The sequence below is a fragment of the Streptomyces sp. Rer75 genome (genome assembly GCF_013414305.1).
GTDB classification, from domain to species: domain Bacteria; phylum Actinomycetota; class Actinomycetes; order Streptomycetales; family Streptomycetaceae; genus Streptomyces; species Streptomyces himastatinicus.
In genome coordinates this window covers 2,300,862-2,326,787 of sequence record NZ_CP058693.1, presented here as the reverse complement: position 1 = coordinate 2,326,787, position 25,926 = coordinate 2,300,862, and the positions used below count along the sequence as shown (strand labels likewise).

Below are 25,926 nucleotides of genomic sequence, written 5' to 3'. Positions count from 1 at the left end.
ACGTGTCCTAAGCGCTTGCTCACCCTCCGTGTAGGGTGTCCGCCATGGACGTGGAGCGGAAGAACGCCGGGGGCCGGGCCGAGGCGTGGGGAGACATTACGCCGGACGCGGCCCGACGGCTGGTGAGCGCCGCCGTGCACGCCTTCGCCGAGCGGGGCTATCACGCCACCACCACGCGGGACATCGCCGGGCGCGCCGGGATGAGTCCGGCCGCCCTCTACATCCACTACAAGACCAAGGAAGAGCTGCTCTACCAGATCAGCAAGGTCGGCCACCGGCTCGCGCTGGACATCCTGGAGGAGGCGCGGGACGGGGAAGGGGCCCCCGCCGAGCGGCTGGCCACCGCGGTGCGGGGCTTCGTGCGGTGGCACGCCGAGCACCACATGACCGCGCGCGTGGTGCAGTACGAGCTGGGCGCGCTCGGGGAGGAGCACCACGCCGAGGTCATCGCCATGCGCCGGGCCACGGACGCGGCGGTGCGCTCGATCATCGAGGACGGGGTGCGGGCGGGCGCCTTCGACGTGCCGGATGTGCGGGGCACCACGGTCGCGGTGCTGTCGCTGTGCATCGATGTCGCCCGCTGGTTCAACGCGCGGGGGCGCAGCACCCCCGACGAGGTCGGTGACCTCTACGCCGGGCTGGTGCTGCGCATGGTCGGCGCGGAAGGCGCGGGCTCCTAGAGGCTCCTAGAGGTGTCTAGAGGTCCCTGGAGGCGCCTGGAGGTTCCTGGAGGCGCCTACAGGTAGAAGCGGGACACCGTTTCCGCGACGCAGGCCGGTTTGGCGCCGCCCTCGCTCTCGACGGTGACCGTGAGCGTCACCTGGATTCCGTCCTTCACCTCGGCCACCTCCGCGATGCGGCCCGTGGCGCGCAGGCGGGAGCCGACCGGGACGGGGGAGGGGAAGCGGACCTTGTTCGAGCCGTAGTTGACGCCCATCCGTACGCCCTCGACGCGCAGCAGCTGCGGGCTGAAGTGCGGCAGCAGGGACAGCGTCAGATAGCCGTGCGCGATGGTCGTGCCGAAGGGCCCGGCGGCGGCCTTCTCGGGGTCGACGTGGATCCACTGGTGGTCGCCGGTCGCCTCGGCGAACAGGTCGATCCGCTTCTGGTCGATCTCCAGCCAGTCGCTGGGGCCGAGTTCCTCGCCGACCGCGGCGCGCAGTTCCTCGGGCGAGGTGAAGATCCTGGGCTCTGCCATGTGTGCTGCCTCCCGGGCGACTCGCGATGCGGCTAAGCGACTGCTCAGCATGCTCGGGTGACCTGGCTCCTGTCAACGTTCCCGGCCACCCGCCATCCGCATGGCCTCGGCGTTCGGGGCGCCCCCTCGGCTTTCGGGGCGCGCCCGCCGGGCACCGGCGAGCGCGCCCCCGGTCCGGGGCCGGGCGGCCTCAGGCCGCCGCGTACCGCGTCACCGTCGCGCGGGCGGCGCGCCGGGAGGCCGTCAGTGCCTCGGTGGTGAGCAGCGGAACCGGCACCACGATGCCGCAGTCCTCGCAGACCGGTCCGGCCGCGGGATAGCGGTCCAGGTCCTCCCGCCAGACCAGCCGTTCCTGGGCGCAGACCGGGCAGGCCGATCCCGGGCCCGCCTCCATGGCCACGATCAGCCGCCGCAGGACGTCGGCGAGGCGGCCGTCGGGATGGGTCGAGGGAGATTCGCACGGCATGATGTCGCAGCCGCCCCAGGTGTGCAGGTGCCAGTCGTCGACGGCACTGGGCTGACGGATGCCGTGGTGTTTCTCCAGCCTGCGCCGGGCGGCGAAGTCCGCCTCGTACGCGAGCCACAGGGTGCGGGCCTCCTCGAGTTCTTCGAGTGCCGTGATCAAACGTGTGGGTTCAGGCTGACGGTCCTCCGGGGTGATCCCGGTCCTGGTGCACAGATGGTGCCAGGTCGCCCGGTGCCCGTACGGCGCGAACCGTTCCAGGCATTTGCGCAGCGAGGTGCGCCGGGCGGTGACGTGTCTGCGTGGATTGCGAACCTCTCGTGCGAGTGCTCTGAAACCGGCCACTTCTTACCACCTCCGCGTTGTGCGGACCCGACTCGTTGTCGAATGGACGTAACGCAGCGCGATCCGGATCCATCGTGTTTCCAGAAAGTCGCGGAGCAATCGCCGGAAGGAAGTTGACGGCCGCTCATCTTCCGGCGTTGTTGTACCGCCGGTAACCTCCCCCTCAACTGCATCCGGGAGGAGCGGATATGCGTTTCAGAACCGGCAAGCTCACCCGTGTCGCCGTCGCCGCGGCCGCGGTATTGGCGCTCGGCGCCACGTTCGCGGCCCCACTGCCGCAAGAGGCCCAGGCGGCGCCCGCCGCCCCGGCCGCCACCGACTACTGCGGCGGACAGTGCTCCGACATCCTGCCGCCCGGCGCGACCGGCAACGCGACACTGGCCGACATCCTCGCCAACCGGGTGTTCGGCACCCGCCCCGCGCACAGCGCCGACCAGCTCGGCCCGTACAACGACCTGGCCCAGGGCTATCCCACGCTCACCGACGACAAGCTGAACACCTTCTTCAACGACTCGTCGTTCGGGGTCCCGGCGGACCAGGTCGAGTCGGTCACCAAGCCCCGCGACGACGTCACGATCACCCGGGACAAGAAGACCGGCGTCCCGCATATCCAGGGCACCACCCGCGAGGGCACCGAGTTCGGCGCCGGATACGCCGCCGCCCAGGACCGGCTGTGGCTGATGGATCTCTTCCGTCATGTGGGACGCGGCGAGCTGACCTCCTTCGCCGGGGGCGCCGCATCCAACCAGGGCCTGGAACAAGACTTCTTCCGCCAGGCGCCGTATACCGAGGCCGACTATCAGGCGCAGATCGACTACATCCTGGCCACCGGCGGCGAGCGCGGAAAGCAAGCGCTGGCCGATGCCCAGGCGTACGTCGACGGCATCAACGCCTACGCCAAGAAGGCGAAGGACGGCCGTTACTTCCCCGGCGAGTACGTGCTCACCGGGCACATCGACGCGATCACCAACGCCGGTGAGATCCAGCCGTTCAAGCTCACCGACCTGATAGCCCTGGCCTCCGTCGTCGGCGCGCTCTTCGGCAACGGCGGGGGCGGCGAGGTGGAGGGCGCGCTGTCGCTGCTCGCCGCCCAGCAGAAGTACGGCCTCGAAGAGGGCACCAAGGTGTGGGAGTCCTTCCGGCAGCGCAACGACCCCGAGGCCGTGCTGACCGTCCGCGACGGCGCCTTCCCGTACGCGGACAAGCCCGTCACGGCCAAGGGCACCGCTCTGCCCGACCCCGGCTCCGTCAGCGCCGAACAGCTCGTGTACGACCGCGAGGGCAGCGCCACCCCGGCCAAGGCCAAGGCCCGCACCACGGTCAAGGCGCCCGCGAAGCTCGACAAGCTGCGCGGCATCTACGACGACGGGGTGCTGCCCCGCGATCTGTTCAGCCGCAAGAAGGGCATGTCCAACGCGCTCGTCGTCTCCGGCAAGTACACCGCCAGCGGCCACCCGGTCGCCGTCTTCGGCCCGCAGACCGGCTACTTCGCCCCGCAGCTGCTGATGCTCCAGGAGCTCCAGGGCCCCGGGATCAGCGCCCGCGGCGCCTCCTTCGCGGGCGTCGGCATGTACGTCCAGCTCGGGCGCGGCCAGGACTACGCGTGGAGCGCCACCACCTCCGCCCAGGACGTCACCGACACCTACGCGGTCGAGCTGTGCTCACCGGACGGCTCCGCCCCGTCCAAGGACTCGACGTACTACCGCTACCACGGCGACTGCCTGCCCATGGACAAGCTGGAGCGGCGCAACGCCTGGAAGCCCACGGTCGCCGACTCCACCGCCGCGGGCTCCTACCGGATGCAGGTGTACCGCACCAAGTACGGGCTCGTCACCCATCGCGCCACGGTCGGCGGCAAACCGGTCGCCTACACCTCGCTGCGCGCCACCTACCGCCACGAGGCCGACTCGATCATCGGCTTCCAGATGCTCAACGATCCGGGCTACGTGACCGACGCGAAGTCCTTCCAGAACGCCGCCCAGCACATCAACTACACCTTCAACTGGTTCTACGCCGACTCCCGGCAGGCCGCCTACTACAACAGCGGACTCAACATGCGGCGCGCCGACGGCGTCGACCCGTCGCTGCCCGTCAAGGCCGACCAGGCGTACGAGTGGCGGGACTTCGACCCGGCGCACAACACCGCCGCGTACACCCCGCCCGCCGAACACCCCCAGTCCATCGACCAGGACTACTACATCAGCTGGAACAACAAGCTCGCCAAGGACTACAGCGCGGCGGGCTTCGGCAACGGCTCCGTGCACCGCGGCGACCTCCTCGACGACCGGGTGCGCGCCCTGGTCACGAAGGGCGGGGTGACCCGCGCCGCGCTCACCCGGGCGATGGCCGAGGCCGCCGTCACCGATCTGCGCGGCGAGGACGTGCTGCCGGAGCTGCTGAAGGTGCTGCGCAGCAAGCCGATCGACGACCCGGCGCTCGCCACCGCCGTACAGCGGCTGGAGTCCTGGCAGGCGGCGGGCTCACAGCGCCGCGAGACCAGCGGCGGATCGAAAACCTACGGTCACGCGGACGCCGTGCGCATCATGGACGCGTGGTGGCCGCTGCTGGTCGAGGCCGAGTTCAAGCCGGGTCTTGGCGGCGAGCTGTACGACGCGCTGCGCACCAACCTGAGCGTGGACGAAGCGCCCTCGGCGGGCCACGGGCCGACCGGTTCGCACGCCGGGTCGTCCTTCCAGTACGGCTGGTGGTCTTACGTCGACAAGGACCTGCGCGCGGTGCTCGGCGAGGACGTCAAGGGGCCGCTCGCCAAGCGGTACTGCGGCGGCGGCGAGCTGAGCGCCTGCCGTGACGCCCTGCTGAGCAGCCTCAAGCAGGCCGCCGCCAAGCCCGCCACCGAGGTCTATCCCGGCGACGACAACTGCGCGGCGGGCGACCAGTGGTGCGCGGACTCCATCATCCAGCGCACGGTCGGCGGACTGACCCACGACAAGATCAGCTGGCAGAACCGGCCCACCTTCCAGCAAGTGGTGGAGTTCGCACGCCACCGCTGAGCGCGCAGTTCCGGTATTTCTCGTTGTTTCCGTCGTGAATTCCGGAATATCCCTGCCGGGCCCGGCAGGGAAATGCGCTGCACTATGCTCGGAAACGTCAGGGCGCGTTTTCTTGTACGCTGGGACAGCATGGAACTCCGCACCGGAGACCGGTGTCTGCTGGGCGCGAGCAGTAGCTGCTCGACACGATGAACCGGAACTTCGGCACCCTGTGCGGAGAACCGCTCGTCCTCAAACGCGGCCGCAGCCGGAATGTGCTCTTCACCGCCACCGGCGAGAGCCTCGCCGAACTCGCCCGCGGCACGCTGCGCGGATGGCAGGAGGAACTGCGCGACTGCCGCCGCCGGCTCGGCGGCCGGCTGGCCGTCGGCTCCACCCGCTACACCCTCGGCTTTCTGCTGAATGCCGTGGAACTGGTCACCGCGGACTTCGAGAGCCGCGGCGTCGAGCTGAAGGTCGAGCACGTCCGCACCAGGGACCTGCTCGACCGGCTCGGCTCCAAGGAACTCGACCTGGTCTGCGGCAGCGTCCTGGCCGACGGCAGCCGGAACCGCGGGCTCGACGGCTTCGAGGTGATGGAGTGGCGGCGCAGCGGCCTGTCCCTGGTCACCAACCTCGGCGCCGACGAACTGCCCGGCCCTTCCGTCGCGGTGAGCGCCCTGCCCGGGGTGCCGCTCGCGGTCTCCGCCGACGGCCTCATCCCCGGCTTCCTGCGCGGCTGGTTCGGCGGCCGCTACCGCCAGGAGCTGCACATCGCCGCCGAGATCGACACGGTGCAGTACGGCCTCGAACTGCTCTCCTCCGGCGTGCTGCGCGGCGCGGTGCTCGTCACCCAGGGGATCGGCGACGCGGTGGCCGACGGGCGGCTGCGGACCGGCGCCGGGCTGCGCACGCTGGAGCTGGCCGATGACATCGCGCCGGAACTGGACGTGCTCGTGGGGGTCTTCGTACGGGCCGGGGAGCGTGCCGCCCAGGACGACGACCACCCGCTCAACGTGCTGTGGAACGCCCTCGCGGGGGAGAACGCCCGCTGGCGCCGCGTCATCGGCGACCAGCGCCCCGGGGGCCCGCGCGCCCGGTAGAGCCCGGGCCCGCTCCGCCGGTGAGTCCGGCCCGCGAGTCCCGCCCGTACGACCGTGAGTCCGTCCCCGCGGTCGGCGCGACGTCATCCGCCGGTCAGCCCCGCGCCCTCTTCCCTTCAACATACCGACTGGTTAGTCTGCCGGTGCGGCCGGGCCGATCCGGGCCGACGGCCGCGCCGCATCCGAGGAGCGTCTCAATCGTGGATACCGTGCGTGGAGCGCGAGTTGTCGTCACCGGGGCGGGAGGCGGCATCGGCGCCGCCCTGGCCCGCCGCTTCGCCGCCGAGGGCGCCCGGGTCGTGGTCAACGACCTCGACGCGGCCGGGGCGGAGGCCGTCGCCGCCGAGATCGGCGGCACCGCCGTCCCCGGTGACGCCTCCGGGGTGGTGCCCGCCGCCCGCGATGCGCTCGGCGGCGGCATCGACATCTTCTGCGCCAACGCGGGCGTCGGCCACGGCGGCGGCCCCGAGGCCGACGAGGCGCTGTGGGCCGAGGCCTGGGACGTCAACGTGATGGCCCACGTCCGGGCCGCCCGCGCGCTGCTGCCCGACTGGCTGGAGCGCGGCGAGGGCCGTTTCGTCTCCACCGTGTCCGCCGCCGGGCTGCTCACCATGGTCGGCTCGGCACCGTACAGCGTCTCCAAGCACGCGGCGCTCGCCTTCGCCGAATGGCTTTTCGCCACCTACCGCCACCGCGGCGTCCAGGTGCACGCCGTGTGCCCGCAGGGCGTGCGCACCAACATGCTGGAGGACAGCGGAACCGCCGGAGACCTGGTGCTCCTGCCCACCGCGATCGAACCGGAAGAGGTCGCCGACGCCGTGCTGAAGGGCATCGCCGAGAATCGGTTCCTGATTCTGCCGCACCCCGAGGTGGCCGGGTACTACGCCACCCGCGCCACCGACACCGAGCGGTGGCTGCGGGGCATGAACCGCGTGCAGCGCACCCTGGAAGAGACCGAAGAGAGGCCACCGCGATGACGTCGTACCAGGACCAGCCCTGGCTCGCCCGGCTCACCGAGAAGCAGCGCGAGCCGATCACCCCCCGGCCGAGCGTGCTGCACGCCTTCCGGGAGGCCGTGCGCGACGCCCCGGACCACCCCGCGATCGCCTACTTCGACGGCCGGGTCAGCTACCGGGAGCTGGACGAGCTGTCGGACGGGCTGGCGGGCCACCTCGCCGCGCGCGGCTTCGCCCCCGGCGACCGGCTCGCGATCATGCTCCAGAACACCCCGCACTTCGTGATCGCGCTGCTCGGCGCGTGGAAGGCGGGCGCGGCCGTGGTCCCCGTCAACCCCATGTACAAGGGCGGCGAACTCACCCACATCCTGACCGACGCCGAGGTCACCGCCCTGGTGTGCGCCCGCACCGGCTGGGAGGCGTACATACGGGAGACGGCCGCGGACACCCCGGTGCGCATCGCGCTCACCGCCGACGCGTACGACTTCCAGACCCGGAACGACGAGCGGGTGCTGCGCGACGAGCGCATCCCGGTCCCCGAGGACACCGACGACCTCCTCGCTGCCGCCCGCGCCGGTGCCCGGCCGCCCGCCGTCCCCGAGCCCGCGCCCGGCGACACCGCGCTGATCAGCTATACGTCGGGGACCAGCGGCACCCCCAAGGGCGCCATCAACACCCATGGCAACGTCTCCTACAACGCCGACCGGCAGCACCTCCTCCACGAGCTGCCCCCGGGCTCGGCGATCTTCGCGCTGGCGCCGCTGTTCCACATCACCGGCATGGTCTGCGAGCTGGGCGCGAGCCTCGCCGGGGCCGGGACGCTCGCGCTGGCGTACCGCTTCGAGACCGGTGTCGTCCTGGACGCGTTCGCCGAACACCGCCCCGCGTACACCGTCGGCCCCTCCACCGCCTTCATGGCGCTGATGGCCCATCCGCAGGCGACCCGCGACCACTTCTCGTCCTTCCGGATCATCTCCTCCGGCGGCGCCCCGCTGCCGCCCGCGCTGGTCGAGCGGTTCGAGTCGGCCCTCGGCCCGTATCTGCACAACGGCTACGGGCTCACCGAGTGCACCGCCCCCTGCGCCAGCGTCCCGCCCGGTGTGCGGGCCCCCGTCGACCCGGTCTCCGGCACCCTGGCGGTCGGCGTGCCCGGCGCGGACACCGTCGTACGGATCGCCGGGGACGACGGGAAGGACGTGCCGTTCGGCGAGCCCGGCGAGATCGTGGTGAGCGGCCCCATGGTCGTCCCCGGCTACTGGCGCCGCCCCGACGCCACCGAGGCCGGTATGCCCGGGGGCGAACTGCGCACCGGGGACATCGGCTTCATGGACGAGGACGGCTGGCTGTACGTCGTCGACCGCAAGAAGGACATGATCAACGCCTCCGGGTTCAAGGTGTGGCCGCGCGAGGTCGAGGACGTGCTCTACACTCACCCAGCCGTCCGCGAGGCGGCCGTCGTCGGCAAGCCGCACCCCTACCGGGGCGAAACGGTCAAGGCGTACGTGAGTCTGCGGCCCGGGGCCGAGGTCACGCCGGACGAGCTGGCCGCCTATTGCGCGGACCGGCTCGCCGCGTACAAGTACCCGCGGGAGGTCGACATCCTGCCCGACCTTCCGAAGACGACCAGTGGCAAGATCCTCCGACGAGAACTGCGAGGATGAGAACGGAAGAGAAGCGGGTGGCGACCATGGCCAGAACGACGAACGGCGACGGACAGCCGGTGCCGCGGCGGCTGCTGGCCGCTGCCACCCGCCTCTTCGCGGAGCGCGGGTTCGACCGGACGTCCGTCCAGGAGATCGTCGAGGCGGCGGGGGTCACCAAGGGCGCGCTGTACCACTACTTCGGCTCCAAGGACGATCTGCTCCACGAGATCTACGGCCGGGTGCTCCGCCTCCAGCAGGAACGGCTCGACGCCTTCGCGGACGCGGACGCTCCCGTAGAGCAGCGGCTGCGGGGCGCGGCGGCCGACGTCGTCGTGACCACCATCGAGAACCTCGACGACACCACGATCTTCTTCCGGTCGATGCACCATCTGAGCCCGGAGAAGTACAAGCAGGTACGGGCCGAGCGGCGCCGCTACCACGAGCGGTTCCGCGCGCTCGTCGAGGAGGGCCAGCGGACCGGGGTGTTCAGCGCCGACACCCCGGCGGACCTGGTGGTCGACTACCACTTCGGCTCCGTCCACCACCTGGGCACCTGGTACCGCCCCGGCGGCTCCCTCGCCCCCCAGCAGGTGGCCGACCACCTGGCCGACCTCCTGTTGCGAGCGCTACGGCCATAAAGTGTCAAGCGCCGGACGGGCTGGATTTTCCAGCCCGTCCGGCGCTTGAGGACCGGGGTCCGGGGCGGAGCCCCGGTTACAGGTATCGCTTCAGCTCGCGCCGCGCCAGCGACCGCTGATGCACCTCGTCCGGGCCATCGGCCAGCCGCAGCGTACGGGCCGCCGCCCACAGCTCGGCCAGCGGGAAGTCCTGGCTGACCCCGCCCGCGCCATGCAGCTGCACCGCCTGGTCCAGGATCCCCACCACCGTCCGCGGCGTGGCGATCTTGATGGCCTGGATCTCGGTGTGCGCCTCCCGGTTGCCGACCGTGTCCATCATCCAGGCCGTCTTCAGCACCAGCAGCCGCAGCTGCTCGACCGCCACCCGGGCATCCGCGATCCACTCGTGGACCTGCCCCTGCTGGGCGAGCGCCTTGCCGAACGCCTGCCGGGCCACCGCCCGGCGGCACATCAGCTCGATGCCCCGCTCGGCCATGCCGATCAGCCGCATGCAGTGGTGGATGCGGCCGGGGCCCAGCCGGGCCTGGGCGATGGCGAAGCCGCCGCCCTCCTCGCCGATGAGGTTCGCGGCGGGGACCCGGGCCCGGTCGAAGACGACCTCGGCGTGGCCGCCGTGGTAGTGGTCCTCGTAGCCGTACACCGTCATCGCCCGCCGCACCTCGACCCCGGGCGTATCGCGCGGCACCAGCACCATCGACTGCTGGCGGCGCACGTCCGCGCCCTCGGGGTCGGTCTTGCCCATCACGATGAAGATCTTGCAGTCGGGGTTCATGGCCCCGGAGATGTACCACTTGCGCCCGGTGATGACGTAGTCGTCGCCGTCCCGCTCGATCCGGGTCTCGATATTGGTCGCGTCGGACGAGGCCACCTCCGGCTCGGTCATCGCGAAGGCCGACCGGATCTCGCCCGCGAGCAGCGGCTCCAGCCACTGCTTGCGCTGCTGCTCGCTGCCGAACTGGGCGAGCACCTCCATGTTGCCGGTGTCCGGCGCGGCGCAGTTGAGGGCGGTGGGGGCGAGCTGGGGGCTGCGGCCGGTGATCTCGGCGAGCGGGGCGTACTGGAGGTTGGTCAGCCCGGCGCCGTACGCGGAGTCGGGCAGGAACAGGTTCCACAGCCCTTGCTTGCGGGCCTCGGCCTTCAGCTCGTCCACGACGGCCGGGGTGTCCCAGGGCGAACCGAGCTTGGCGCGCTGCTCGGCCGCGATCGCCTCGGCCGGGTAGACGTGCTCGTCCATGAAGGTCAGCAGCTTGGCGCGGAGTTCTTCGGTGCGGGCGTCGAATGCGAAGTCCATGAGGTGTCTCAGCTCTCCTGGAGGGTGGTGAGGCCGTTGTGGATGAAGCCCGGGACGATCGCGCCGATGCGGTCGAAGCCCGCGCCCAGGGTCTGTCCGAGGGTGAAGCGGTAGTGGATGCCCTCCAAGATCACCGCGAGCTTGAAGTAGGCGAAGGCGGTGTACCAGGCGATGCCGCTCACGTCCCGGCCCGAGCCCTCCGCGTACCGCTGGACCAGTTCGTCCGTCCCCGGGTGGCCGGGGGCGCCCTGGGTGGAGGAGATGGGCGCGTCGTCGAGGGTGGGATGTTCGCTGTACATCACGATCAGGCCGAGGTCGGTCAGCGGATCGCCGAGCGTGGACATTTCCCAGTCGAGGATCGCCTTGATCCGGTCGTCGGTGCCCACGAGGACGTTGTCCAGGCGGTAGTCGCCGTGCACCACGGTGGGCGCGGGGGAGGCGGGCAGCGCCTTGGCGAGCCGGGCGTGCAGCTCGTCGATGCCCGGCAGCTCACGGCTGCGCGAGGCCTCCAGCTGCTTGCCCCAGCGCCGCAACTGCCGCTCCAGGAAGCCCTCCGGCCGCCCGAAGTCGCCGAGCCCGACCCCGGCAGGATCGACGGAGTGCAGCGCGACGAGCGTGTCCACCAGGGACAGCACCACGCCCCGGGTGCGCTCCGGCCCGATGGCGGCCAGCTGCTCGGCCGTACGGTACGGAGTGCCCTCCACGAACTCCATGACGTAGAACGGCGCCCCGACCACCGCGTCGTCCTCGCACAGCAGCACCGGCTCCGGCACCGGCACGCTGGTCGGATGCAGCGCGCTGATCACCCGGTGCTCGCGCCGCATGTCATGGGCGGTGGCCAGCACATGCCCCAGCGGCGGGCGGCGGACCACCCAGCGGGAGGTGCCGTCGGTGACCGCGTAGGTGAGATTCGACCGGCCGCCCTCGATCAGCTCCGCACTCAGCTCGCCGCCCACCAGCCCCGGCCGTTCGCGGTCGAGATGGGCGCGGAGCCGCGTCAGGTCGAGTCCTGGCGGATTGGCTGCGTTCATCGGGTCTCTTCTTCCCTGGGAGGCGGGCGGACGGTTCATTGCCTGTCGCTCATTCCATGTCCACCTCATGATGCCGACCAGTCGGTATGTAGTCCAGTGTCCGGCCGTCACCGGTTGCCTCCCGCCGCCGCTCGGCGCGCTCCTGGGCCTCGACGACCGCGTCGCCGTGCTCGATGCCCCAGGAGCCCAGCGCCTCGAGCGGGCCCAGCAGGGTCCGGCCCAGGGCCGTCAGCGCGTACTCGACGCGCGGCGGCGCCTCCGCGTACCGGTGGCGCTCCACCAGCCCGTCGTCCTCCAGACGGCGCAGCGTCTCGTTGAGCACCTTGGCGCTGATGCCGCCGATCGCCGCGCGCAGCTCGCCGGGGCGGCGCGGACCCTCGCGCAGCCCGAAGAGCACCACGGCGGTCCAGGTGCCGGTCAGCAGGTCGAAGCCGATCCGGGCCCGGCAGTCGGCGATGAACCGGCCGGTGGGCGAGGGGTGCGGGGGTGTCGTCGTCACTCAAGCCTCCTGGTGGCGGGCGTCCGTACCGGCCTAGCGGATCCGTTGGGCACCTCGGGGTGTGCAACGGAGTTCCTGGTGTCCTCATCCAGCAGGCGGCACACGCCGCTTCGGATACGACGAGGAGGCCGCGCGATGCGGATCGGAGTGCTGGGCACGGGAACCATGGCCGAGGGGCTGGCGGGGCAGTGGGCGCGGGCGGGCCACACGCTGTTCATCGGAGGCCGCACCCCCGCCAACGCACGGGCGCTGGCGGAACGGATCGGCCACGGCGCACGGGCCGGATCGCTGCGCGAGGCCGCCGGGTTCGGGGAGGCGACGCTGCTCGCCGTCGCGTACGAAGGGGTGTCGGCCACCCTGGAGGCGGCGGGCGCGGGGGAGGGGACGCTGAGCGGCCGGGCGCTGATCGACTGCACCAACGCCATCGTCCCCGGCCGGTTCGTCCTCGCCACCGACGGCGGCCCGGGAATGGCCGAGCGCATCGCCGCGCGGGCGGTGGGGGCGCACGGTGGTGAAGGGCTTCAACCTGTGCGCGGACTCGGTGTGGCGGATGACCCCGCCGGTCTTCGCGGACGGCCCGCTCGCGGTGCCGCTGTGCGGGGACGACGAGGGCGCGCTGGAGGCCGTACGGACCCTCGTACGTGACATGGGCTGCGTACCGCTGGACGGGGGCCGCCTGGAGCGGGCCCGCCACCTGGAGTCGACGGCCGCGTTCCTGCTCGGCTTCTGGTTCGCGGGGGCGGAGCCGCGGGCCGCGCTGCCCCCGGCGGCGGCCCAGGTCCCGCACCGCGCCGCCGACTGAACCCACCCGGACTGGATTTGCGGTGCCGGTTCCCGAGCAGGAGCGTCGTAGGGGATGCGCAACCGTTACTGCGCCCCCGTTACTGCGCCACCGTCACAAGGAACCGCAAGGAGCAGCCACCATGAAGGCCATCAGCTACCGCCGCTACGGCGGCCCCGAGGTCCTCGAATTCGGCGAGGTCCGGGACCCCAAGGTCGGGCCCGACTCGGTGCTGGTCAGGGTCAAGGCCGCCGCCGTGAACCCCGTCGACTGGAAGGCGCAGGCGGGCTATCTCGACCCCGTCCTGGACGCCGTCTTCCCGGTCATCCCGGGCTGGGACGTCGCCGGGGTGGTGGAGCAGACCGGACCGGCGGTGACCGGGTTCCAGCCCGGGGACGAGGTGATCGGGTACGTACGCGAGGACTTCCTCTCCCGCGGCACCTGCGCCGAGTACGTGGCCGCGCCGCTGCGCACGCTCGCCCGCAAGCCGCGGAACCTCTCCTTCGAGCAGGCCGCGGGCATCCCGCTGGCGGGGCTGACGGCCTACCAGACGCTGGTCGGCGCGCTGCGGGTCGGCGAGGGGGACACGGTGCTGGTGCACGCGGCCGCCGGGGGCGTCGGCTCGATGGCGGTGCAGCTGGCCCGGCACCTGGGCGCCCGCGTCATCGGGACCGCCGGTGAGCACAACCACGACTATCTGCGGTCGCTGGGCGCCGAGCCGACCGTGTACGGGGAGGGGCTGGCCGAGCGGGTGCGGGCGCTCGCCCCCGACGGGGTGCAGGCCGCGTTCGACCTGGTCGGCGGCGACGCCCTCACCGCCTCCACGGAGGTGCTGGCGCCCGGCGGCAGGCTGGCGTCCATCGCCGACCCCGCGGTCCTCGGCCTCGGCGGCGCTTATGTCTTCGTCCGCCCCGACCCCGACGACCTCCAGGACCTGACCGACCTCGCCGAGCGCGGCGCGCTGGGGGTCGAGGTGTCGGCGACGTACCCGCTGGAGCGGACGGCGGAGGCGCAGCAGCGCAACGCGGAGGGCCACACCCGCGGCAAGATCGTCATCACGGTCGACTGACCGAGCCCCAGAAAATCAGCGCAGCATCGCCGCGCCGCACACCGCCGCGCCCATCACGCAGCCCACGGCGGCCACCGCCGCGCGCGGGGACAGCAGGGGCGGGCGCGGGGCGTGCAGGTGGCGGACGCGGCGGTGGGCCACGGCCACGAAGGTCAGCCAGGACAGGACGACCAGCGACAGGGCGAGCACCGGGAGCGGGCCGCCGCCCGCGTGCAGGGTCTGCCGCCCGGCGAGCGAGGCGGCCACGGCGCAGGCCAGCGTCGTACGCCGCCACGCCAGCCGGGTGCGCTCCGGCTGGAGCCCGGGGTCCCGCACCGGCTCGGTCACCCGCCCCACCCCACGGCGACGACGAGCACCATCAGCAGCGCGACCACCCCGACGGCCAGCCCCAGCATCACCGGGAAGCGCGACACCGGCAGGTCCTCGCCGCGCCGCATGGCCCGCTCGCAGCGGATCCAGTGGTTGATGGCGCGCAGGGCGCACACCGCGCCGCCCGCGAGCAGGGTGAGCGCGAGGGCCAGCCGGAGCACCCGCCCGGTGTCCGGCAGGAACTGGTCGACCGCGAAACCGCCGCCCACCAGGGCCATCGCGGTGCGCAGCCAGGCGAGGAAGGTGCGCTCGTTGGCGAGCGAGAAGCGGTAGTCGGGGGTGTCGCCCTCCTCGCGGAGCCGTTCGGGCGCGAACCACAGCCGGATGCCCGCCACGGCGTCCGCGAGTCTGCCTGCGGTCACGGGGTGGGCCTCTCGCGGCGCCACTCCTGGAGCCGCCGGTACGCCTCCGCGCCGTCCGGCACCCACTCCCACTCGGTGAGTCGCCGTTCCAGCTCGTCGTCGGTGAGGAAGGCGTGCCAGGCGATCTCGTCGGCCTGCGGTGCGACGGGGAGGTCGCAGCGGACCTCGTAGACCCGGGACCACCAGGTGTGTTCCGGCGTGTCGAAGAGGAAGGAGAACAGCGGTACGGGCGCGGGGAGCCCCTGGACGCCCAGCTCCTCCTCCGCCTCCCGCATAGCCGCCTCGTCGTAGCTCTCGCCCGCCGCGACGACCCCGCCGACGAACATGTCGTACAGCGAGGGGAAGACCAGCTTCCGGTCGGTGCGGCGGTGGACGAAGACGCGGCCCTCGGCGTCGCGCACGAGGACGAAGGCGCAGCGGTGGCGCAGCCGGTGTGCCGTGGCGTCACCGCGACGGGCCTGGCTGATCACCCGGTCCTGCTCGTCCACGATGTCCAGCAGTTCGTCGGCGGAAAGCGGCTCCTGATCAGGCATACGGCCATACAAGCAGATGGCGCCGCGGTCAGCGCGAGGGGCCACCGCCGTAGGGGCCACCGCCGTAGGGGCCACCGCCGTAGGGGCCGCCGCCGTAGGGGCCGCCCTGTCCGCCGTGGCCGCCGTACGGGCCGGATCCGCCGCCCTGGCCGTACGGTCCGCCGCCGCCCTGGCCGTACGGACCGGATCCGCCGGGGTAGCCGTTGCCGTTCCCCTGACCGTTCCCCCAGCCGCCCTGGCCCTGTCCCTGGCCCTGACCGGCGCCGCCCTGGCCGTCGGCCTGCCGTTCCGCCTGTCGCCGGGCCTGCTCACCGGCCCACTGCCGCCACTCCTCGGCCCGCTCCCGCCACCTCTCGGCCGCCTCGGACCAGCCGGGCCCGGGCTGCTGACCGGAGGACGGGGTGCGCTGCTCGGCGGCGGGGGCGGCCGGGGCCTGGGTGGCGGGCTGCGCGGCGGGCGCCGGGGCCGCGGGCTCGGTCGTGCGCGAACCGCGCAGCGGCTCGTCGCCGACGGCCGAATCGCCGAACGCGGCGGCCTTCGGCTCGGGCTCGTCGGGGGCGGTGGGGGAGCTGTCGTGCCCCGGGGCGGCCTGCGCCTGGCGCGCGTCCTTGCCCATGAGCATGAAGAGCGCGGTGGCCGCGCCGGTGGCCGACAGCAGGATCGCCCCGGCGGCCGCCTTGCGCCGCGGGTCGATGCCCCGGCGGCGGGCGCGGGCGTGCCGGGGGCCGATGACCTCGCCCTGGAGGATGTGCGGGGTGACGGCGTCACCCGCCTCGATGGGCTGGGGGCCGGGGGTGACAAGTGTCGGATTCACGATGCGCTTGTCCGCCGGGTACGGCGGCCCGGGTTGCTCAACGGAGCGGTCAGCCATGGTCGTTGATGATGCCGGTTTGGCTGAACCGTGTCCAATAGTGATGAGGGATTGTTCCGTTTTGCTGCACAAGAGAGCTATAGCCTGAGGATGACGGTGTCCGGAAAGCGCTCTCACCCCCGCTTCCGGACCAGTTGACGACGTACTGGCCGGTAGGCAGGATCGCACCCGACGACACCGTCGACCGGCTGACGAGGACGGGATACCACCAACCATGGCGTACGACGCGGATGTGATCGTGGTCGGGGCGGGCCTGGCGGGCCTCGCGGCCACCGCCGAGCTGGCCGACGCGGGCCGCAAGGTCATCCTGCTCGACCAGGAGCCCGAGCAGTCGCTCGGCGGCCAGGCCCACTGGTCCTTCGGCGGCCTCTTCCTCGTCGACTCGCCCGAACAGCGCCGGCTGCGCATCCGCGACAGCCGCGAACTCGCCTGGCAGGACTGGCTGGGCACGGCCGGGTTCGACCGTGACGAGGACCACTGGCCGCGCCGCTGGGCCGAGGCGTACGTGGACTTCGCGGCGGGCGAGAAGCGGTCCTGGCTGCACGCCCAGGGGCTGCGGCTGTTCCCCCTCGTCGGCTGGGCCGAGCGCGGCGGCTACGACGCGACCGGGCACGGCAACTCCGTACCCCGCTTCCACATCACCTGGGGCACCGGACCCGGCGTCGTCGCCCCCTTCGAGCGCCGGGTGCGCGCCGCGGCCGCCCGCGGCCTGGTCGACCTGCGGTTCCGGCACCGGGTCACCGGGCTCTCGCGCAGCGCGGGCGCCGTCGACACCGTCACCGGCGAGGTGCTGGAGCCGAGCCGCGCCGAGCGGGGCACGGCCAGCAGCCGCGAGGTGACCGGTTCCTTCGAGCTGCGCGCCCAAGCCGTGATCATCACCTCCGGCGGCATCGGCGGCAACCACGACCTCGTACGCGCCAACTGGCCCGAGCGGCTGGGCTCCCCGCCCGAGCGGATGATCTCCGGTGTCCCCGCGCACGTGGACGGCAAGATGCTCGGCGTCGCGGAGGCCGCGGGCGGCCACCTCATCAACCGCGACCGGATGTGGCACTACACCGAGGGCATCGAGAACTGGAACCCGATCTGGCCCCGGCACGGCATCCGCATCCTGCCCGGCCCCTCGTCGCTCTGGTTCGACGCCCGCGGCAGGCGGCTGCCGGTCCCGCTCTTCCCCGGCTTCGACACCCTCGGCACCCTCGAACACATCATGCGGACCGGATACGACTACACCTGGTTCGTCCTCACGAGGAAGATCATCGAGAAGGAGTTCGCGCTCTCCGGCTCCGAGCAGAACCCGGACCTCACCGGCAAGAGCGTCCGCGATGTGCTGGGGCGCGGGCGGGCCGGGGCGCCGGGACCGGTCCAGGCGTTCATGGACCACGGCGCCGACTTCATCGTCGAACGCTCGCTGCCCCCCCTCGTACGGCGGATGAACGCCCTCACCAAGGACCCGCTCATCGACGAGGCCGAGCTGCGCCGCGAGATCGTGGCCCGGGACCGCGAGATCGCCAACCCCTACACCAAGGACCTCCAGGTCACCGCCCTGCGCGGGACCCGCAAGTACATCGCCGACCGCCTCATCCGCACCGCCGCCCCGCACCGCATCCTCGACCCCAAGGCGGGCCCGCTGATCGCCGTGCGGCTGAACATCCTCACCCGCAAGACCCTGGGCGGGCTGGAGACGGACCTGTCGTCGCGGGTACTGACGGAGGGCGGGGAGCCGCTGCCCGGCGTCTACGCGGCCGGTGAGGCAGCGGGGTTCGGCGGCGGTGGCGTGCACGGCTACCGGTCACTGGAGGGCACCTTCCTGGGCGGCTGCCTCTTCTCGGGGCGGACGGCGGGGCGCGCGGCGGCCAGGGCGGTGTCGTAGTTTCCAGCAGTTCCCGGGCGCGTTCAGTTCTGACGGAAGTCTGACGAAAAGCCACAGACGATGGCGCGCCACGCCCCCCGGTGGTCTCATCAGCACATGGACGCAACCCCCGGCGACGACGAGCACGGCGATGGCCGCGGCGCACCGGTCGGCCGCCGCATCCTGCTCGGCATGCTCGGCCTCGGCGCCGCCGGGATGGCCGTCGCGCCCTGGGCGCAGCGCGGGCTGGAGAGCGCGCTCGGCGCGGTGGCCGACAAGGACCCCACCGGGGTGACCGGGCTGCTGCCCAACGGCGGCGGGTTCCGGTACTGACCTCCGTACCGCCTCACCTCCGTACCGGCTCGCCGACACTCCGCAGGCCCGGCTCGTCCGGGACGTCCAGTGCGTCACCGGGTGGCGGGTGCCGAAGACGCCGTTCGAGGGGGTGCGGCTGTCCACGCTGCTGGACGCCGCCGGGGTGAGCCCGCGCGCCAAGGCGGTCCGGTTCACCTGTTTCGACGGCGCGTACTCCGAGAGCCTCACCCTCGACCAGGCGCGCCGCCCCGACGTCCTGGTGGCGCTGCGGATGCAGGACAAGCCGCTGGGCCATGCGCACGGCGGCCCGGTCCGGCTCTATGTCGCGCCCATGTACTTCTACAAGTCGGCGAAGTGGCTCTCCGGCATCACCGTCACCGACGAGGTGCGCCCCGGCTACTGGGAGGACCGCGGGTACGACGTGGACGCCTGGGTCGGCGAGTCGAACGGACGCGACGATGCCCCCACTGTCTGAGACCGCCGCGGCCCCGGCCGCCACCGCGCGCCGGGTGCGCCGCTTCACGCCCGCCGAGCGCTGGATCCACCGCACGACGGCCGCCCTGGTGGGCGTGTGCGTGGTGAGCGCGGCCTGTCTGTACGTACCCGCCCTGGCCCAACTCGTGGGCCGCCGCGCCCTCGTGGTCACCGTCCACGAGTGGACCGGCATCCTGACGCCCGTCCCGGCCCTCGCCGGTCTCGCCTCGCGCGCGTTCCGGGCCGATCTGGGCCGCCTCAACCGCTTCGGACCGCACGACCGCCGCTGGCTGCGGGCCGCGCTGCGCCGCGACCACAGCCGTGCGGAGCGCCCGGCGGGGAAGTTCAACGCGGGCCAGAAGGTGTACGCCGCCTGGACCGCGGGCGCGATGCTGGTGATGGCGGCCACCGGGTCGCTGATGTGGTTCACCGGGCTGGCCCCGCTGATGTGGCGCACCGGCGCCACGTTCGTCCACGACTGGCTGGCGCTGGCCGTCGGCATCGTGGTGATCGGGCACATCGGGAAGGCGCTCGCCGATCCGGAGGCGCGGCGCGGGATGCGCACCGGGCGGGTCGACCCGGAGTGGGCGGCCCGCGAGCATCCGCTGTGGCGCACGGAGGACGCCGACCACCACGACGCCGACCACGGACGCGACGTCCACTGAACCGACGGCACGCAGTGCCATGATGCGTCGCATGCGCGAGAAAGATCCAAAAAAGTCGGTTATGCGGCGATTGGTGACGGTCGCCGCATGCGGTGTGGTGGCGATGGTGGTGCCGCTGAGCGGATGTCAGCTGTCCGACCCCCCACCGCGGCGGGGCGGGCTCTGGGTGAACCCGGACGGCCCGGCCGCCCGCCATGTCCGTGAGCGGGAGGAGGAAGGGAAGAACGGCAGCAAGCACGAGGACAAGAGCAGGGACGCGGCGCTGATCGCCCGGATCGCCCGGCAGCCGGTCGCCGAATGGCTCGGCCCGCAGCCCCCTCGCGAACGGGTGCGCTTCATCACCGAATCCGCGGCCCGGACCGGCACCACCCCGGTGCTGGTCGCCTACAACATCCCGTACCGGGACTGCGGCGGGTACTCGGCGGGCGGCGCGGCGAACGGCGCGGTCTACCGGAGGTGGATCGAGCAGGTCGCGCTCGGCATCGGCGACCGGAAGGCGATCGTCGTGCTGGAGCCCGACGCGGTGGCGCAGGTCGTCGACGGCTGTGTGCCCCGCCGCATGGTCGGCCCCCGGCTGACGCTGCTGCGCGACGCGGTCGCCGCGTTCGCCGCACTGCCCCGCGTACGGGTGTACCTGGACGCCGGGAACGCGGGCTGGATCAAGAACCCCGCCCGGCTGATGGTCCCGCTGCTCAAGAGCGGCATCGCGCAGGCGGACGGCTTCTCCCTGAACGTCTCCAACTTCCAGCCCACCGGCCGCACCAAGCGGTACGGCCACCGGCTGTCCAGGGCGGTCGGCGGAGCGCACTTCGTCATCGACACCAGCCGCAACGGCAACGGCCCGCTGCGGCGCCGCGGCGCGGCCCGGCACGGGGCCCGGTCGGCGGAGGCCTGGTGCAACCCGCCGGGGCGGGCGCTGGGGGAGCCGCCGAGCACCCACACCGGGGACCGGCTGGTGGACGCGTATCTGTGGATCAAGCGGCCCGGCGAATCCGACGGGACGTGCAACGGCGGGCCCCCGGCGGGCCACTGGTGGCCCGAGTACGCGCTCGGGCTGGCCCGGAACGCACACGGCCCGGGCCACCGTCACCCACATGGCCCGGGCCGCCGCTGAGGCGTCCGGTATCAAAGCCCGCCCGGCGTCACAGGGCGCACACCGCGTCCGGGTCCTTCGCCGGGGCGCACGGGCCCTGGCTGTCCGCACGCGCGGTCGGTACGGCCGGCGCCGCCACCGGGCGGCGCCGGCCCCGCACCACCCCGCCGTACCAGACGACCACCGGCGCCAGGCACAGCGCGAGCGCGAGGACGGCCCACGTCCGCATCGCCGCGTGGGTGTGCCCCAGGAAGAACGAGGCCGCGAGCGAGGTGCCGAAGAGCCCTCCCCACAGCAGGTGGATGCGGAACGTGGAGAGCCGGTCCGGGCTGGACGAATCGCCCTTGGGCGTGACCACGAACCGGCTCTTGCGCCGCAGCACCGCGTCGAACAGCGACTTGACGTAGATCGGCGCGGACAGGGCGGAGAGCAGCATCCCGGCGAGTCCGCCCGACCCCTCGGGCTCGTGCGGGGAGACGTTGTGGCGGCGGTTCCAGATGTACAGCCCGATCTGGAGCATGGCGGCGTCGCTGTAGAGCATCATCCACAGCTCGGCCGGGATGTGGAGCCCGGCCGCGCCCAGCATCAGGAACAGCGTGCAGGACAGCGCCGAGAGCACCCAGTTGACCGCGGTCATCGGGTAGTACGTGATCAGTAGCGTGTAGTTGAGCAGCTTGCCGGGCGACAGCGTGAACGGCGCCTTCCAGAACTGCTTGAGCACCGTCTCGTAGGTGCCCCGGCTCCACCGCATCTGCTGGGTGAAGAAGTCCGTCCAGGAGCTGGGTCCCTCGCCGACCGCGAGCACGTCCGGGGTGTACACCGAGCGCCACTTCTTGCCGGTGGCCGGGTTGCGGTGGCGGTGCAGCTCGAAGCCGGTGGCCATGTCCTCGGTGATCGAGTCGTACAGCCCGCCGATGCTGCGCAGCGCGCTGATCCGCACCGCGTTGTTGGTGCCCACGAACATCGGGCTGCCGTACGCGTTCCCGGCCCGCTGGATCAGCGCGTGGAACAGGAACTGCTGGCTTTCGGCGGCCTTGGTGACGGCGGTGTCGTAGTTCCCGTACACCTGCGGTCCCACCACGAAGGACACATTCGGATCGCGGAAGTAACCCAGCATGCGCTCCAGGAAGTTGGGCAGCGGCACATGGTCGGTGTCCACGCACGCCATGAATTCATAAGCGTCCCCGTGCGCGTCCAGCCAGGCGTTGTAATTCCCGTGCTTCGTCTTCGCCCGGAAAGCGCCCTTCGGCTGGTTCCACTTCTCGACTCCCTTGCGGGAGAAGTGCCGTACGCCCAGCCGCGCGCACAGCTCCTTGACCTCCGCGTCGTCCCCCTCGTCCAGCAGCCAGACGTCCAGCGTCCCCTGGTGCCGGATGCGCACCGCGCCCTCCAGCGTGGCCCGGACCATCGCGATCGGCTCCTTGCCGGGCACGAAACTCGTCAGGAACGCCACCCGGGTGCCGTGCTCGGCGGTCACCGGCACCGGATCCCGGGCCACCAGCGTCGCGTGCGCGTTGGAGATGACCGTGACCAGCCGGAACGTCTCGATCAGCGCGATCGAGACCAGCATCGCGACATCCGCCGCGGTCTCCCACGCCGTCACATGGGTGCGCGCCGCCCAGTGGTCCGGCCGCAGCAGCCAGAACAGCAGCAGCGCCGAGCACACCGGCGCCCCGCACAGCAGCAGCGCCGCCCGGAACCGGTGCGGCTCCTGCGCCAGCAGGCTGCGGCTGCGCACCCGGTACGGGCGGTCGGCGGGCGGCTCCGTCAGCGGGCCCGCCAGCTCGCTGTACCGCTTGTACTCGTACACCGCGGCCGGGCGCGGGTGCACGGCATCCGGGGCGGGGCGCGCATGCGGGGGTGCGGCGGCGTGCCCGGCGGTGCGCGCGGCGGCGGGGGCGACTCCACGACGCGGATCTCGTGCGTTTCTCGAATCTCTGACGGGGGTCTGTGCAGACATGGGCGCTCCCGCGGGCTGTCTGGAAACCGGATGACGCGCCGCGATGACCCGAACGGACCACATTCGTCATGTCATCGCGCGAGATGAGAAGGTAACAATCGGATGTGGCGGTATTGCGCACATCGGATTTTCGGCGCGCCTTTGGTGATAGGCCGTGAAAGCGCCACCCTGACGGCCCATCAGCGCGCGTCTTACGTGATTTACATCCCGCCCTCTGGCAAGGTCGGGGATCGCGTGAAAAGAAGCGAATCAACGAATCCGCGGCTGCACAACGGAGGATGGGGCGGGGTCGCCCGATGAGAGTTCTGCACATCATCTCCCGCCTCGGCGCGGGCGGCGCCGAACAGCAACTGCGGCTGCTGCTGCGCCATGTGCCGGTGCGCTGCGACGTGGTTGCCCTCGCCGCACCGGGCAGAACCGCCCACGGCATCCGCGCCGACGGCATCCCGGTCACCCATCTGCCCCTGGACGGCCGCGCGGGCGAGCTGCGGGCGCTGCCCGCCCTGGTGCGCACCATCCGCTCCGGCGGCTACGACGTGGTGCACACCCACCTCTACCGGGCCTGCGTCCTGGGCCGGATCGCCGCCCGGCTGGCGGGCGTACGGGCCGTGATCGCCACCGAACACGCCCTGGGCGCGCGCAGCGTGGACGGCCACCCCCTCAGCCCCGCCGTCCGCGCCCGCTATCTGGCCGCCGAACGGCTGGGCTCGGCGACCGTCGCCGTCTCGGCCGCCGTCGCCGACCGGCTGCGCGACTGGGGCGTGCCCAACCACCGCATCCATCTGGTGCCCAACGGCATCGACGCCCGCCACTTCCGCTTCGCCCCCGCCGCCCGCACCGCCGCCCGCGCCCGCCTGGCCATCCCCGACCACGCCTTCGTCGTCGGAGCGGTCGGACGGCTGGTGGCGGCCAAGCGGTTCGAGGTGGCGGTGCGGGCCGTCGCCGCCGTACCCGGGGCCCGGCTGCTGCTGGTCGGCGAGGGGCCCGAGCGCCCCGCCCTGGAGGACCTGGCCGCCCGGCTCGGCGCGGCCGACCGGATCCGGCTGCTGGGGGAGCGGGACGGGGCCGTGGCCCCGCCCGACGACCGGCCCGCCGGGCTGCCCGGGCTGCTGGCCGCCATGGACGTCCTGGTCGCGCCGTCCGCCGAGGAGGCGTTCGGGCTCGCCGCGCTGGAAGCCCTCGCGGCCGGGCTGCCCGTGCTGTACACCGTCTGCCCGGCCCTCGACGAACTCCCCGCGGGCGCCGCCCCCGCCGCCCGCCGCGTCGCCCCCGGCCCGGCCGCCCTCGCCGACGCGCTCCGCCGCCAACTGGCCGCGGGCCCGCGGCGGTACCCGGTGCCGGACGCGGTCGAGCGGTACGACATCGCCCGCGGCGTCCGCCGCCTCATGGACCTCTACGACCGCGCCACCACCTGCGGCCCGGACGGCTGTCTGCGGGGCCCCGCGGCGGGGATGCGGACGGTGCGCGGTGGGGAGCGCGGCGCGCCCACGGGGTGAGCCGGCGTCTCCGTACGGGCAGCCGGTCAGCGCGCGGTTTTCGCGGAACCACGGGCGCGGTGCTCCCGCGGGCTGACGCCGCGTTCGCGCTTGAACGCCGCGGACAGCGCGAACGCGCTGCCGTACCCCACCTGCCGGGCCACCGCCGTCAGCGTCGCCTCCTGCTCGCGCAGCAGATCGGCCGCGAGAGCCAGCCGCCACCCGGTCAGATACGCCATCGGCGGCTCGCCCACCAGCGCGGTGAAGCGGCGGGCCAGCGCCGCCCGCGAGACGCCCGCCTTCGCGGCCAGCCCCGCCACCGTCCACGGATGCGCCGGGTTGTTCTGGAGCAGCCGCAGCGCCCGGCCCACCACTGGATCGCCCAGCGCCTGGTACCAGGCCGGGGCTTGCGCCTCCGGCCGGGCGAACCAGGCCCGCAGCACGGCGATCAGCAGCAGGTCCAGCAGCCGGTCCAGCACCGCAGACTGCCCCGCCTCGTCCCTGACGATCTCCTCGCCGAGCCAGGGCATCAGCGGGCAGTCCCACACCTCGCCGTCCAGCACCAGCAGCGGCGGCAGCGCGTCCAGCAGCCGCCCGCTGATCTCCCCGTCCAGCGGATAGGTGCCGATGAGCAGCGTCGTCGAGCCGTCCGCGTGGTTGCCCAGGTGCGCACGCCCAGCGCCATCGCCTCGGCCAGGTCCCGGCCGTCCGCCGTCCGGCACTCCTCGCCCGGCAGGATCCACGCCTGGGGCGGGGTGTCCGGGGAGTCCGCCACCGTGTACGGATCCGGGCCGCGCACGACCGCCACGTCCCCCGGGCCCAGCCGCCGCGGTTCACCGGCGTCGGGCACCACCCACGCCTCGCCGCGCGCCATCGTCATCACACACAGCGGGGCCCGGTCCTCGATCCGCACCGACCACGGCGGCTCCATCACGGCCCGCAGCAGAAACGCCTCCCGGGCCCGCGGTCCGTCCAGCAGGTTCGCCAGCGCGTCCATGCCGCACATCGTAGACGCACGCTTATGCGGGCGAGCCTCTCGGCCATGGATCGTCTCACCACGGCCCAGTTGACTGTCCGTATGACCACGACGCAGCACACGACGACGCAGCAGACGCAGCACACGACGACGCTGGTGCTCGGCGGCACCGGCAAGACCGGCCGCCGGATCGCCGAGCGGCTGACCGCCGCCGGACGGCCGGTCCGGATCGGCTCCCGCGGCGGCGAGCCGCCCTTCGACTGGGAGGACCGCACCACCTGGGCGCCCGCGCTGCACGGCACCGGCGCCGCGTACCTCGCGTACTACCCCGACATCGCCGACCCGGGCGCCGCCGACACCCTCCGGGCCTTCGCCGAACAGGCCGTCCGCGGCGGGACCCGGCGGCTGGTGCTGCTCTCCGCGCGCGGCATGGAGGCGACGCTGCCCGCCGAGCGGGCCGTGGCGGTGGACGGCGCCGAGTGGACCGTCATCCGGGCGAGCTGGTTCTTCCAGAACTTCAGCGAGGGCATCCTGCGGGACGGGGTGCTCGGCGGCGAGATCGCCTTCCCCGCCGGGGACGTCAAGGAGCCCTTCATCGACGCCGACGACATCGCGGAGGTCGCGGTCGCGGCGCTGACCGGCGACGGGCCCGCGGGGCGGATCCACGACCTCACCGGCCCGCGGCTGCTGACCTTCGCCGAGGTGGCCGCGGAGATCGCCCGGGCGAGCGGCCGCGCGGTGCGCTACGTGCCGGTCTCCGCGGCGGAATACGGGGCGCTGCTGAGCGGCTACGGGCTCTCCGGCGACCTCGTGGCCTTCCTGACCGAGCTGTTCGGCGCGCTCCTGGACGGCCGCAACGCGCGGGTGACGGACGGCGTCCACCGCGCCCTCGGCCGCGAGCCGCGTGACATCGCCGACGTCGCGCGCGAGGCGGCCGCGGACGGCGCCTGGGCCTGATCAGGGGTCAGGGATCAGGG

At 72.8% G+C, this 25,926-nt stretch carries 23 protein-coding genes and 3 pseudogenes; 14 read left to right on the top strand and 12 right to left on the bottom strand.

The window, feature by feature from the left end; genetic code table 11:
- The first annotated feature begins 44 nt into the window (after positions 1–44).
- Positions 45–680, top strand: coding sequence for a TetR/AcrR family transcriptional regulator (locus HYQ63_RS09515; protein WP_179933420.1), 636 nt, complete (start codon positions 45–47; stop codon positions 678–680).
- A 56-nt stretch (positions 681–736) separates the two neighbouring features.
- On the opposite strand, the gene HYQ63_RS09510 is transcribed toward HYQ63_RS09515, so the two are convergent.
- Both HYQ63_RS09510 and HYQ63_RS09505 read right to left on the bottom strand, forming a co-directional pair.
- The gene (locus HYQ63_RS09510; RefSeq protein ID WP_179933419.1) at positions 737–1,198 is read right to left on the bottom strand and encodes a MaoC family dehydratase; all 462 of its coding nucleotides are present in this window, start codon (positions 1,196–1,198) and stop codon (positions 737–739) included.
- A 190-nt stretch (positions 1,199–1,388) separates the two neighbouring features.
- The gene (locus HYQ63_RS09505) at positions 1,389–2,006 is read right to left on the bottom strand and encodes a hypothetical protein (RefSeq protein WP_179933418.1); all 618 of its coding nucleotides are present in this window, start codon (positions 2,004–2,006) and stop codon (positions 1,389–1,391) included.
- 188 nt (positions 2,007–2,194) lie between these two features.
- On the opposite strand from HYQ63_RS09505, the gene HYQ63_RS09500 reads away from it, so the two are divergent.
- From HYQ63_RS09500 to HYQ63_RS09480, 5 genes are all read left to right on the top strand, one after another.
- Entirely contained in the window at positions 2,195–5,017 is a 2,823-nt protein-coding gene (locus HYQ63_RS09500) for a penicillin acylase family protein (RefSeq protein ID WP_179933417.1), read from the top strand.
- A 188-nt stretch (positions 5,018–5,205) separates the two neighbouring features.
- Complete coding sequence (locus HYQ63_RS09495) at positions 5,206–6,099, top strand: LysR family transcriptional regulator (RefSeq protein WP_257231768.1); 894 nt, start codon at positions 5,206–5,208, stop codon at positions 6,097–6,099.
- 200 nt (positions 6,100–6,299) lie between these two features.
- Entirely contained in the window at positions 6,300–7,076 is a 777-nt protein-coding gene (locus HYQ63_RS09490) for an SDR family oxidoreductase (protein ID WP_179933416.1), read from the top strand.
- Positions 7,073–8,716, top strand: a complete 1,644-nt coding sequence (locus HYQ63_RS09485) for a class I adenylate-forming enzyme family protein (protein ID WP_179933415.1) — start codon at positions 7,073–7,075, stop codon at positions 8,714–8,716. Before HYQ63_RS09490 ends, HYQ63_RS09485 begins: the two co-directional genes overlap by 4 nt.
- A gap of 26 nt (positions 8,717–8,742) precedes the next feature.
- Positions 8,743–9,336 carry a TetR/AcrR family transcriptional regulator gene (locus HYQ63_RS09480; RefSeq protein WP_039942228.1) on the top strand — a complete coding sequence of 198 codons (594 nt, stop codon included), beginning with the start codon at positions 8,743–8,745 and terminating at the stop codon, positions 9,334–9,336.
- A gap of 76 nt (positions 9,337–9,412) precedes the next feature.
- Here the strand turns inward: HYQ63_RS09480 and HYQ63_RS09475 are convergent, their stop codons facing one another.
- From HYQ63_RS09475 to HYQ63_RS09465, 3 genes are read right to left on the bottom strand one after another with little or no spacing between them, the layout of a single operon-like run.
- On the bottom strand, positions 9,413–10,627 hold the full coding sequence (locus HYQ63_RS09475) for an acyl-CoA dehydrogenase family protein (protein WP_179933414.1): 1,215 nt from the start codon (positions 10,625–10,627) through the stop codon (positions 9,413–9,415).
- A gap of 8 nt (positions 10,628–10,635) precedes the next feature.
- Positions 10,636–11,658, bottom strand: a complete 1,023-nt coding sequence (locus HYQ63_RS09470) for a phosphotransferase family protein (protein WP_179933413.1) — start codon at positions 11,656–11,658, stop codon at positions 10,636–10,638.
- Positions 11,659–11,707: 49 nt separating this feature from the next.
- Positions 11,708–12,157: a helix-turn-helix domain-containing protein gene (locus HYQ63_RS09465; protein ID WP_179933412.1), complete on the bottom strand. Its 450-nt coding sequence runs from the start codon at positions 12,155–12,157 to the stop codon at positions 11,708–11,710.
- A gap of 135 nt (positions 12,158–12,292) precedes the next feature.
- Here HYQ63_RS09465 and HYQ63_RS09460 point away from each other — a divergent pair.
- Positions 12,293–12,959, top strand: a pseudogene (locus HYQ63_RS09460) (NADPH-dependent F420 reductase).
- 121 nt (positions 12,960–13,080) lie between these two features.
- Complete coding sequence (locus HYQ63_RS09455; protein ID WP_179933411.1) at positions 13,081–14,007, top strand: NADP-dependent oxidoreductase; 927 nt, start codon at positions 13,081–13,083, stop codon at positions 14,005–14,007.
- Between the two features lie 15 nt (positions 14,008–14,022).
- On the opposite strand, the gene HYQ63_RS09450 is transcribed toward HYQ63_RS09455, so the two are convergent.
- The 4 genes from HYQ63_RS09450 to HYQ63_RS09435 are packed head-to-tail and all read right to left on the bottom strand — an operon-like array spanning position 14,023 to position 16,142.
- Positions 14,023–14,343 (bottom strand): DUF202 domain-containing protein, encoded by a 321-nt coding sequence (locus tag HYQ63_RS09450; RefSeq protein ID WP_179933410.1) that lies wholly within the window; start codon positions 14,341–14,343, stop codon positions 14,023–14,025.
- Entirely contained in the window at positions 14,331–14,738 is a 408-nt protein-coding gene (locus HYQ63_RS09445) for a YidH family protein (protein WP_179933409.1), read from the bottom strand. The genes HYQ63_RS09450 and HYQ63_RS09445 overlap by 13 nt, the downstream gene beginning before the upstream one ends.
- Entirely contained in the window at positions 14,735–15,271 is a 537-nt protein-coding gene (locus tag HYQ63_RS09440; RefSeq protein ID WP_179933408.1) for an NUDIX domain-containing protein, read from the bottom strand. Before HYQ63_RS09440 ends, HYQ63_RS09445 begins: the two co-directional genes overlap by 4 nt.
- 28 nt (positions 15,272–15,299) lie before the next feature.
- Positions 15,300–16,142 (bottom strand): hypothetical protein, encoded by an 843-nt coding sequence (locus HYQ63_RS09435; protein ID WP_179933407.1) that lies wholly within the window; start codon positions 16,140–16,142, stop codon positions 15,300–15,302.
- Positions 16,143–16,356: 214 nt separating this feature from the next.
- Between HYQ63_RS09435 and HYQ63_RS09430 the strand changes: the two genes are divergently transcribed.
- The 4 genes and pseudogenes from HYQ63_RS09430 (at position 16,357) to HYQ63_RS09415 (ending at position 20,559) form a co-directional block, all read left to right on the top strand.
- Complete coding sequence (locus tag HYQ63_RS09430; protein WP_179933406.1) at positions 16,357–18,012, top strand: FAD-binding dehydrogenase; 1,656 nt, start codon at positions 16,357–16,359, stop codon at positions 18,010–18,012.
- Positions 18,013–18,108: 96 nt separating this feature from the next.
- Positions 18,109–18,781, top strand: a pseudogene (locus tag HYQ63_RS09425) (molybdopterin-dependent oxidoreductase).
- On the top strand, positions 18,765–19,445 hold the full coding sequence (locus tag HYQ63_RS09420) for a cytochrome b/b6 domain-containing protein (RefSeq protein WP_179933405.1): 681 nt from the start codon (positions 18,765–18,767) through the stop codon (positions 19,443–19,445). The pseudogene HYQ63_RS09425 and the gene HYQ63_RS09420 overlap by 17 nt, the downstream one beginning before the upstream one ends.
- 31 nt (positions 19,446–19,476) lie before the next feature.
- Positions 19,477–20,559, top strand: a complete 1,083-nt coding sequence (locus tag HYQ63_RS09415) for a glycoside hydrolase family 6 protein (protein WP_179933404.1) — start codon at positions 19,477–19,479, stop codon at positions 20,557–20,559.
- A 28-nt stretch (positions 20,560–20,587) separates the two neighbouring features.
- On the opposite strand, the gene HYQ63_RS09410 is transcribed toward HYQ63_RS09415, so the two are convergent.
- Positions 20,588–22,498, bottom strand: coding sequence for a glycosyltransferase family 2 protein (locus HYQ63_RS09410; RefSeq protein WP_179933403.1), 1,911 nt, complete (start codon positions 22,496–22,498; stop codon positions 20,588–20,590).
- 296 nt (positions 22,499–22,794) lie between these two features.
- Between HYQ63_RS09410 and HYQ63_RS09405 the strand changes: the two genes are divergently transcribed.
- Entirely contained in the window at positions 22,795–23,994 is a 1,200-nt protein-coding gene (locus tag HYQ63_RS09405; protein WP_179933402.1) for a glycosyltransferase, read from the top strand.
- 26 nt (positions 23,995–24,020) lie between these two features.
- Here the strand turns inward: HYQ63_RS09405 and HYQ63_RS45955 are convergent, their stop codons facing one another.
- On the bottom strand, positions 24,021–24,227 hold the full coding sequence (locus HYQ63_RS45955) for a helix-turn-helix domain-containing protein (RefSeq protein ID WP_373689206.1): 207 nt from the start codon (positions 24,225–24,227) through the stop codon (positions 24,021–24,023).
- Positions 24,228–24,455: 228 nt separating this feature from the next.
- Positions 24,456–24,970, bottom strand: a pseudogene (locus HYQ63_RS45950) (cupin domain-containing protein); the annotation flags it as partial.
- A gap of 81 nt (positions 24,971–25,051) precedes the next feature.
- Between HYQ63_RS45950 and HYQ63_RS09395 the strand changes: the two are divergent.
- Positions 25,052–25,906: an NmrA family transcriptional regulator gene (locus HYQ63_RS09395; protein WP_179933401.1), complete on the top strand. Its 855-nt coding sequence runs from the start codon at positions 25,052–25,054 to the stop codon at positions 25,904–25,906.
- Positions 25,907–25,926 lie beyond the last annotated feature (20 nt).

Excerpts from the sequence above, each read along its gene's own strand:
- HYQ63_RS09495 (WP_257231768.1), top strand. The coding sequence starts at position 5,206 with ATGAACCGGAACTTCGGCACCCTGTGCGGAGAACCGCTCGTCCTCAAA.
- HYQ63_RS09480 (WP_039942228.1), top strand. The coding sequence starts at position 8,743 with ATGGCCAGAACGACGAACGGCGACGGACAGCCGGTGCCGCGGCGGCTG.
- HYQ63_RS09435 (WP_179933407.1), bottom strand. The coding sequence starts at position 16,142 with ATGGCTGACCGCTCCGTTGAGCAACCCGGGCCGCCGTACCCGGCGGAC.
- HYQ63_RS09485 (WP_179933415.1), top strand. The coding sequence starts at position 7,073 with ATGACGTCGTACCAGGACCAGCCCTGGCTCGCCCGGCTCACCGAGAAG.
- HYQ63_RS09405 (WP_179933402.1), top strand. The coding sequence starts at position 22,795 with ATGAGAGTTCTGCACATCATCTCCCGCCTCGGCGCGGGCGGCGCCGAA.
- HYQ63_RS09430 (WP_179933406.1), top strand. The coding sequence starts at position 16,357 with ATGGCGTACGACGCGGATGTGATCGTGGTCGGGGCGGGCCTGGCGGGC.
- HYQ63_RS09475 (WP_179933414.1), bottom strand. The coding sequence starts at position 10,627 with ATGGACTTCGCATTCGACGCCCGCACCGAAGAACTCCGCGCCAAGCTG.
- HYQ63_RS09415 (WP_179933404.1), top strand. The coding sequence starts at position 19,477 with ATGCGCGAGAAAGATCCAAAAAAGTCGGTTATGCGGCGATTGGTGACG.
- HYQ63_RS09410 (WP_179933403.1), bottom strand. The coding sequence starts at position 22,498 with ATGTCTGCACAGACCCCCGTCAGAGATTCGAGAAACGCACGAGATCCG.
- HYQ63_RS09510 (WP_179933419.1), bottom strand. The coding sequence starts at position 1,198 with ATGGCAGAGCCCAGGATCTTCACCTCGCCCGAGGAACTGCGCGCCGCG.
- HYQ63_RS09515 (WP_179933420.1), top strand. The coding sequence starts at position 45 with ATGGACGTGGAGCGGAAGAACGCCGGGGGCCGGGCCGAGGCGTGGGGA.
- HYQ63_RS09420 (WP_179933405.1), top strand. The coding sequence starts at position 18,765 with ATGCCCCCACTGTCTGAGACCGCCGCGGCCCCGGCCGCCACCGCGCGC.
- HYQ63_RS09470 (WP_179933413.1), bottom strand. The coding sequence starts at position 11,658 with ATGAACGCAGCCAATCCGCCAGGACTCGACCTGACGCGGCTCCGCGCC.
- HYQ63_RS09455 (WP_179933411.1), top strand. The coding sequence starts at position 13,081 with ATGAAGGCCATCAGCTACCGCCGCTACGGCGGCCCCGAGGTCCTCGAA.
- HYQ63_RS09395 (WP_179933401.1), top strand. The coding sequence starts at position 25,052 with ATGACCACGACGCAGCACACGACGACGCAGCAGACGCAGCACACGACG.
- HYQ63_RS09440 (WP_179933408.1), bottom strand. The coding sequence starts at position 15,271 with ATGCCTGATCAGGAGCCGCTTTCCGCCGACGAACTGCTGGACATCGTG.
- HYQ63_RS09500 (WP_179933417.1), top strand. The coding sequence starts at position 2,195 with ATGCGTTTCAGAACCGGCAAGCTCACCCGTGTCGCCGTCGCCGCGGCC.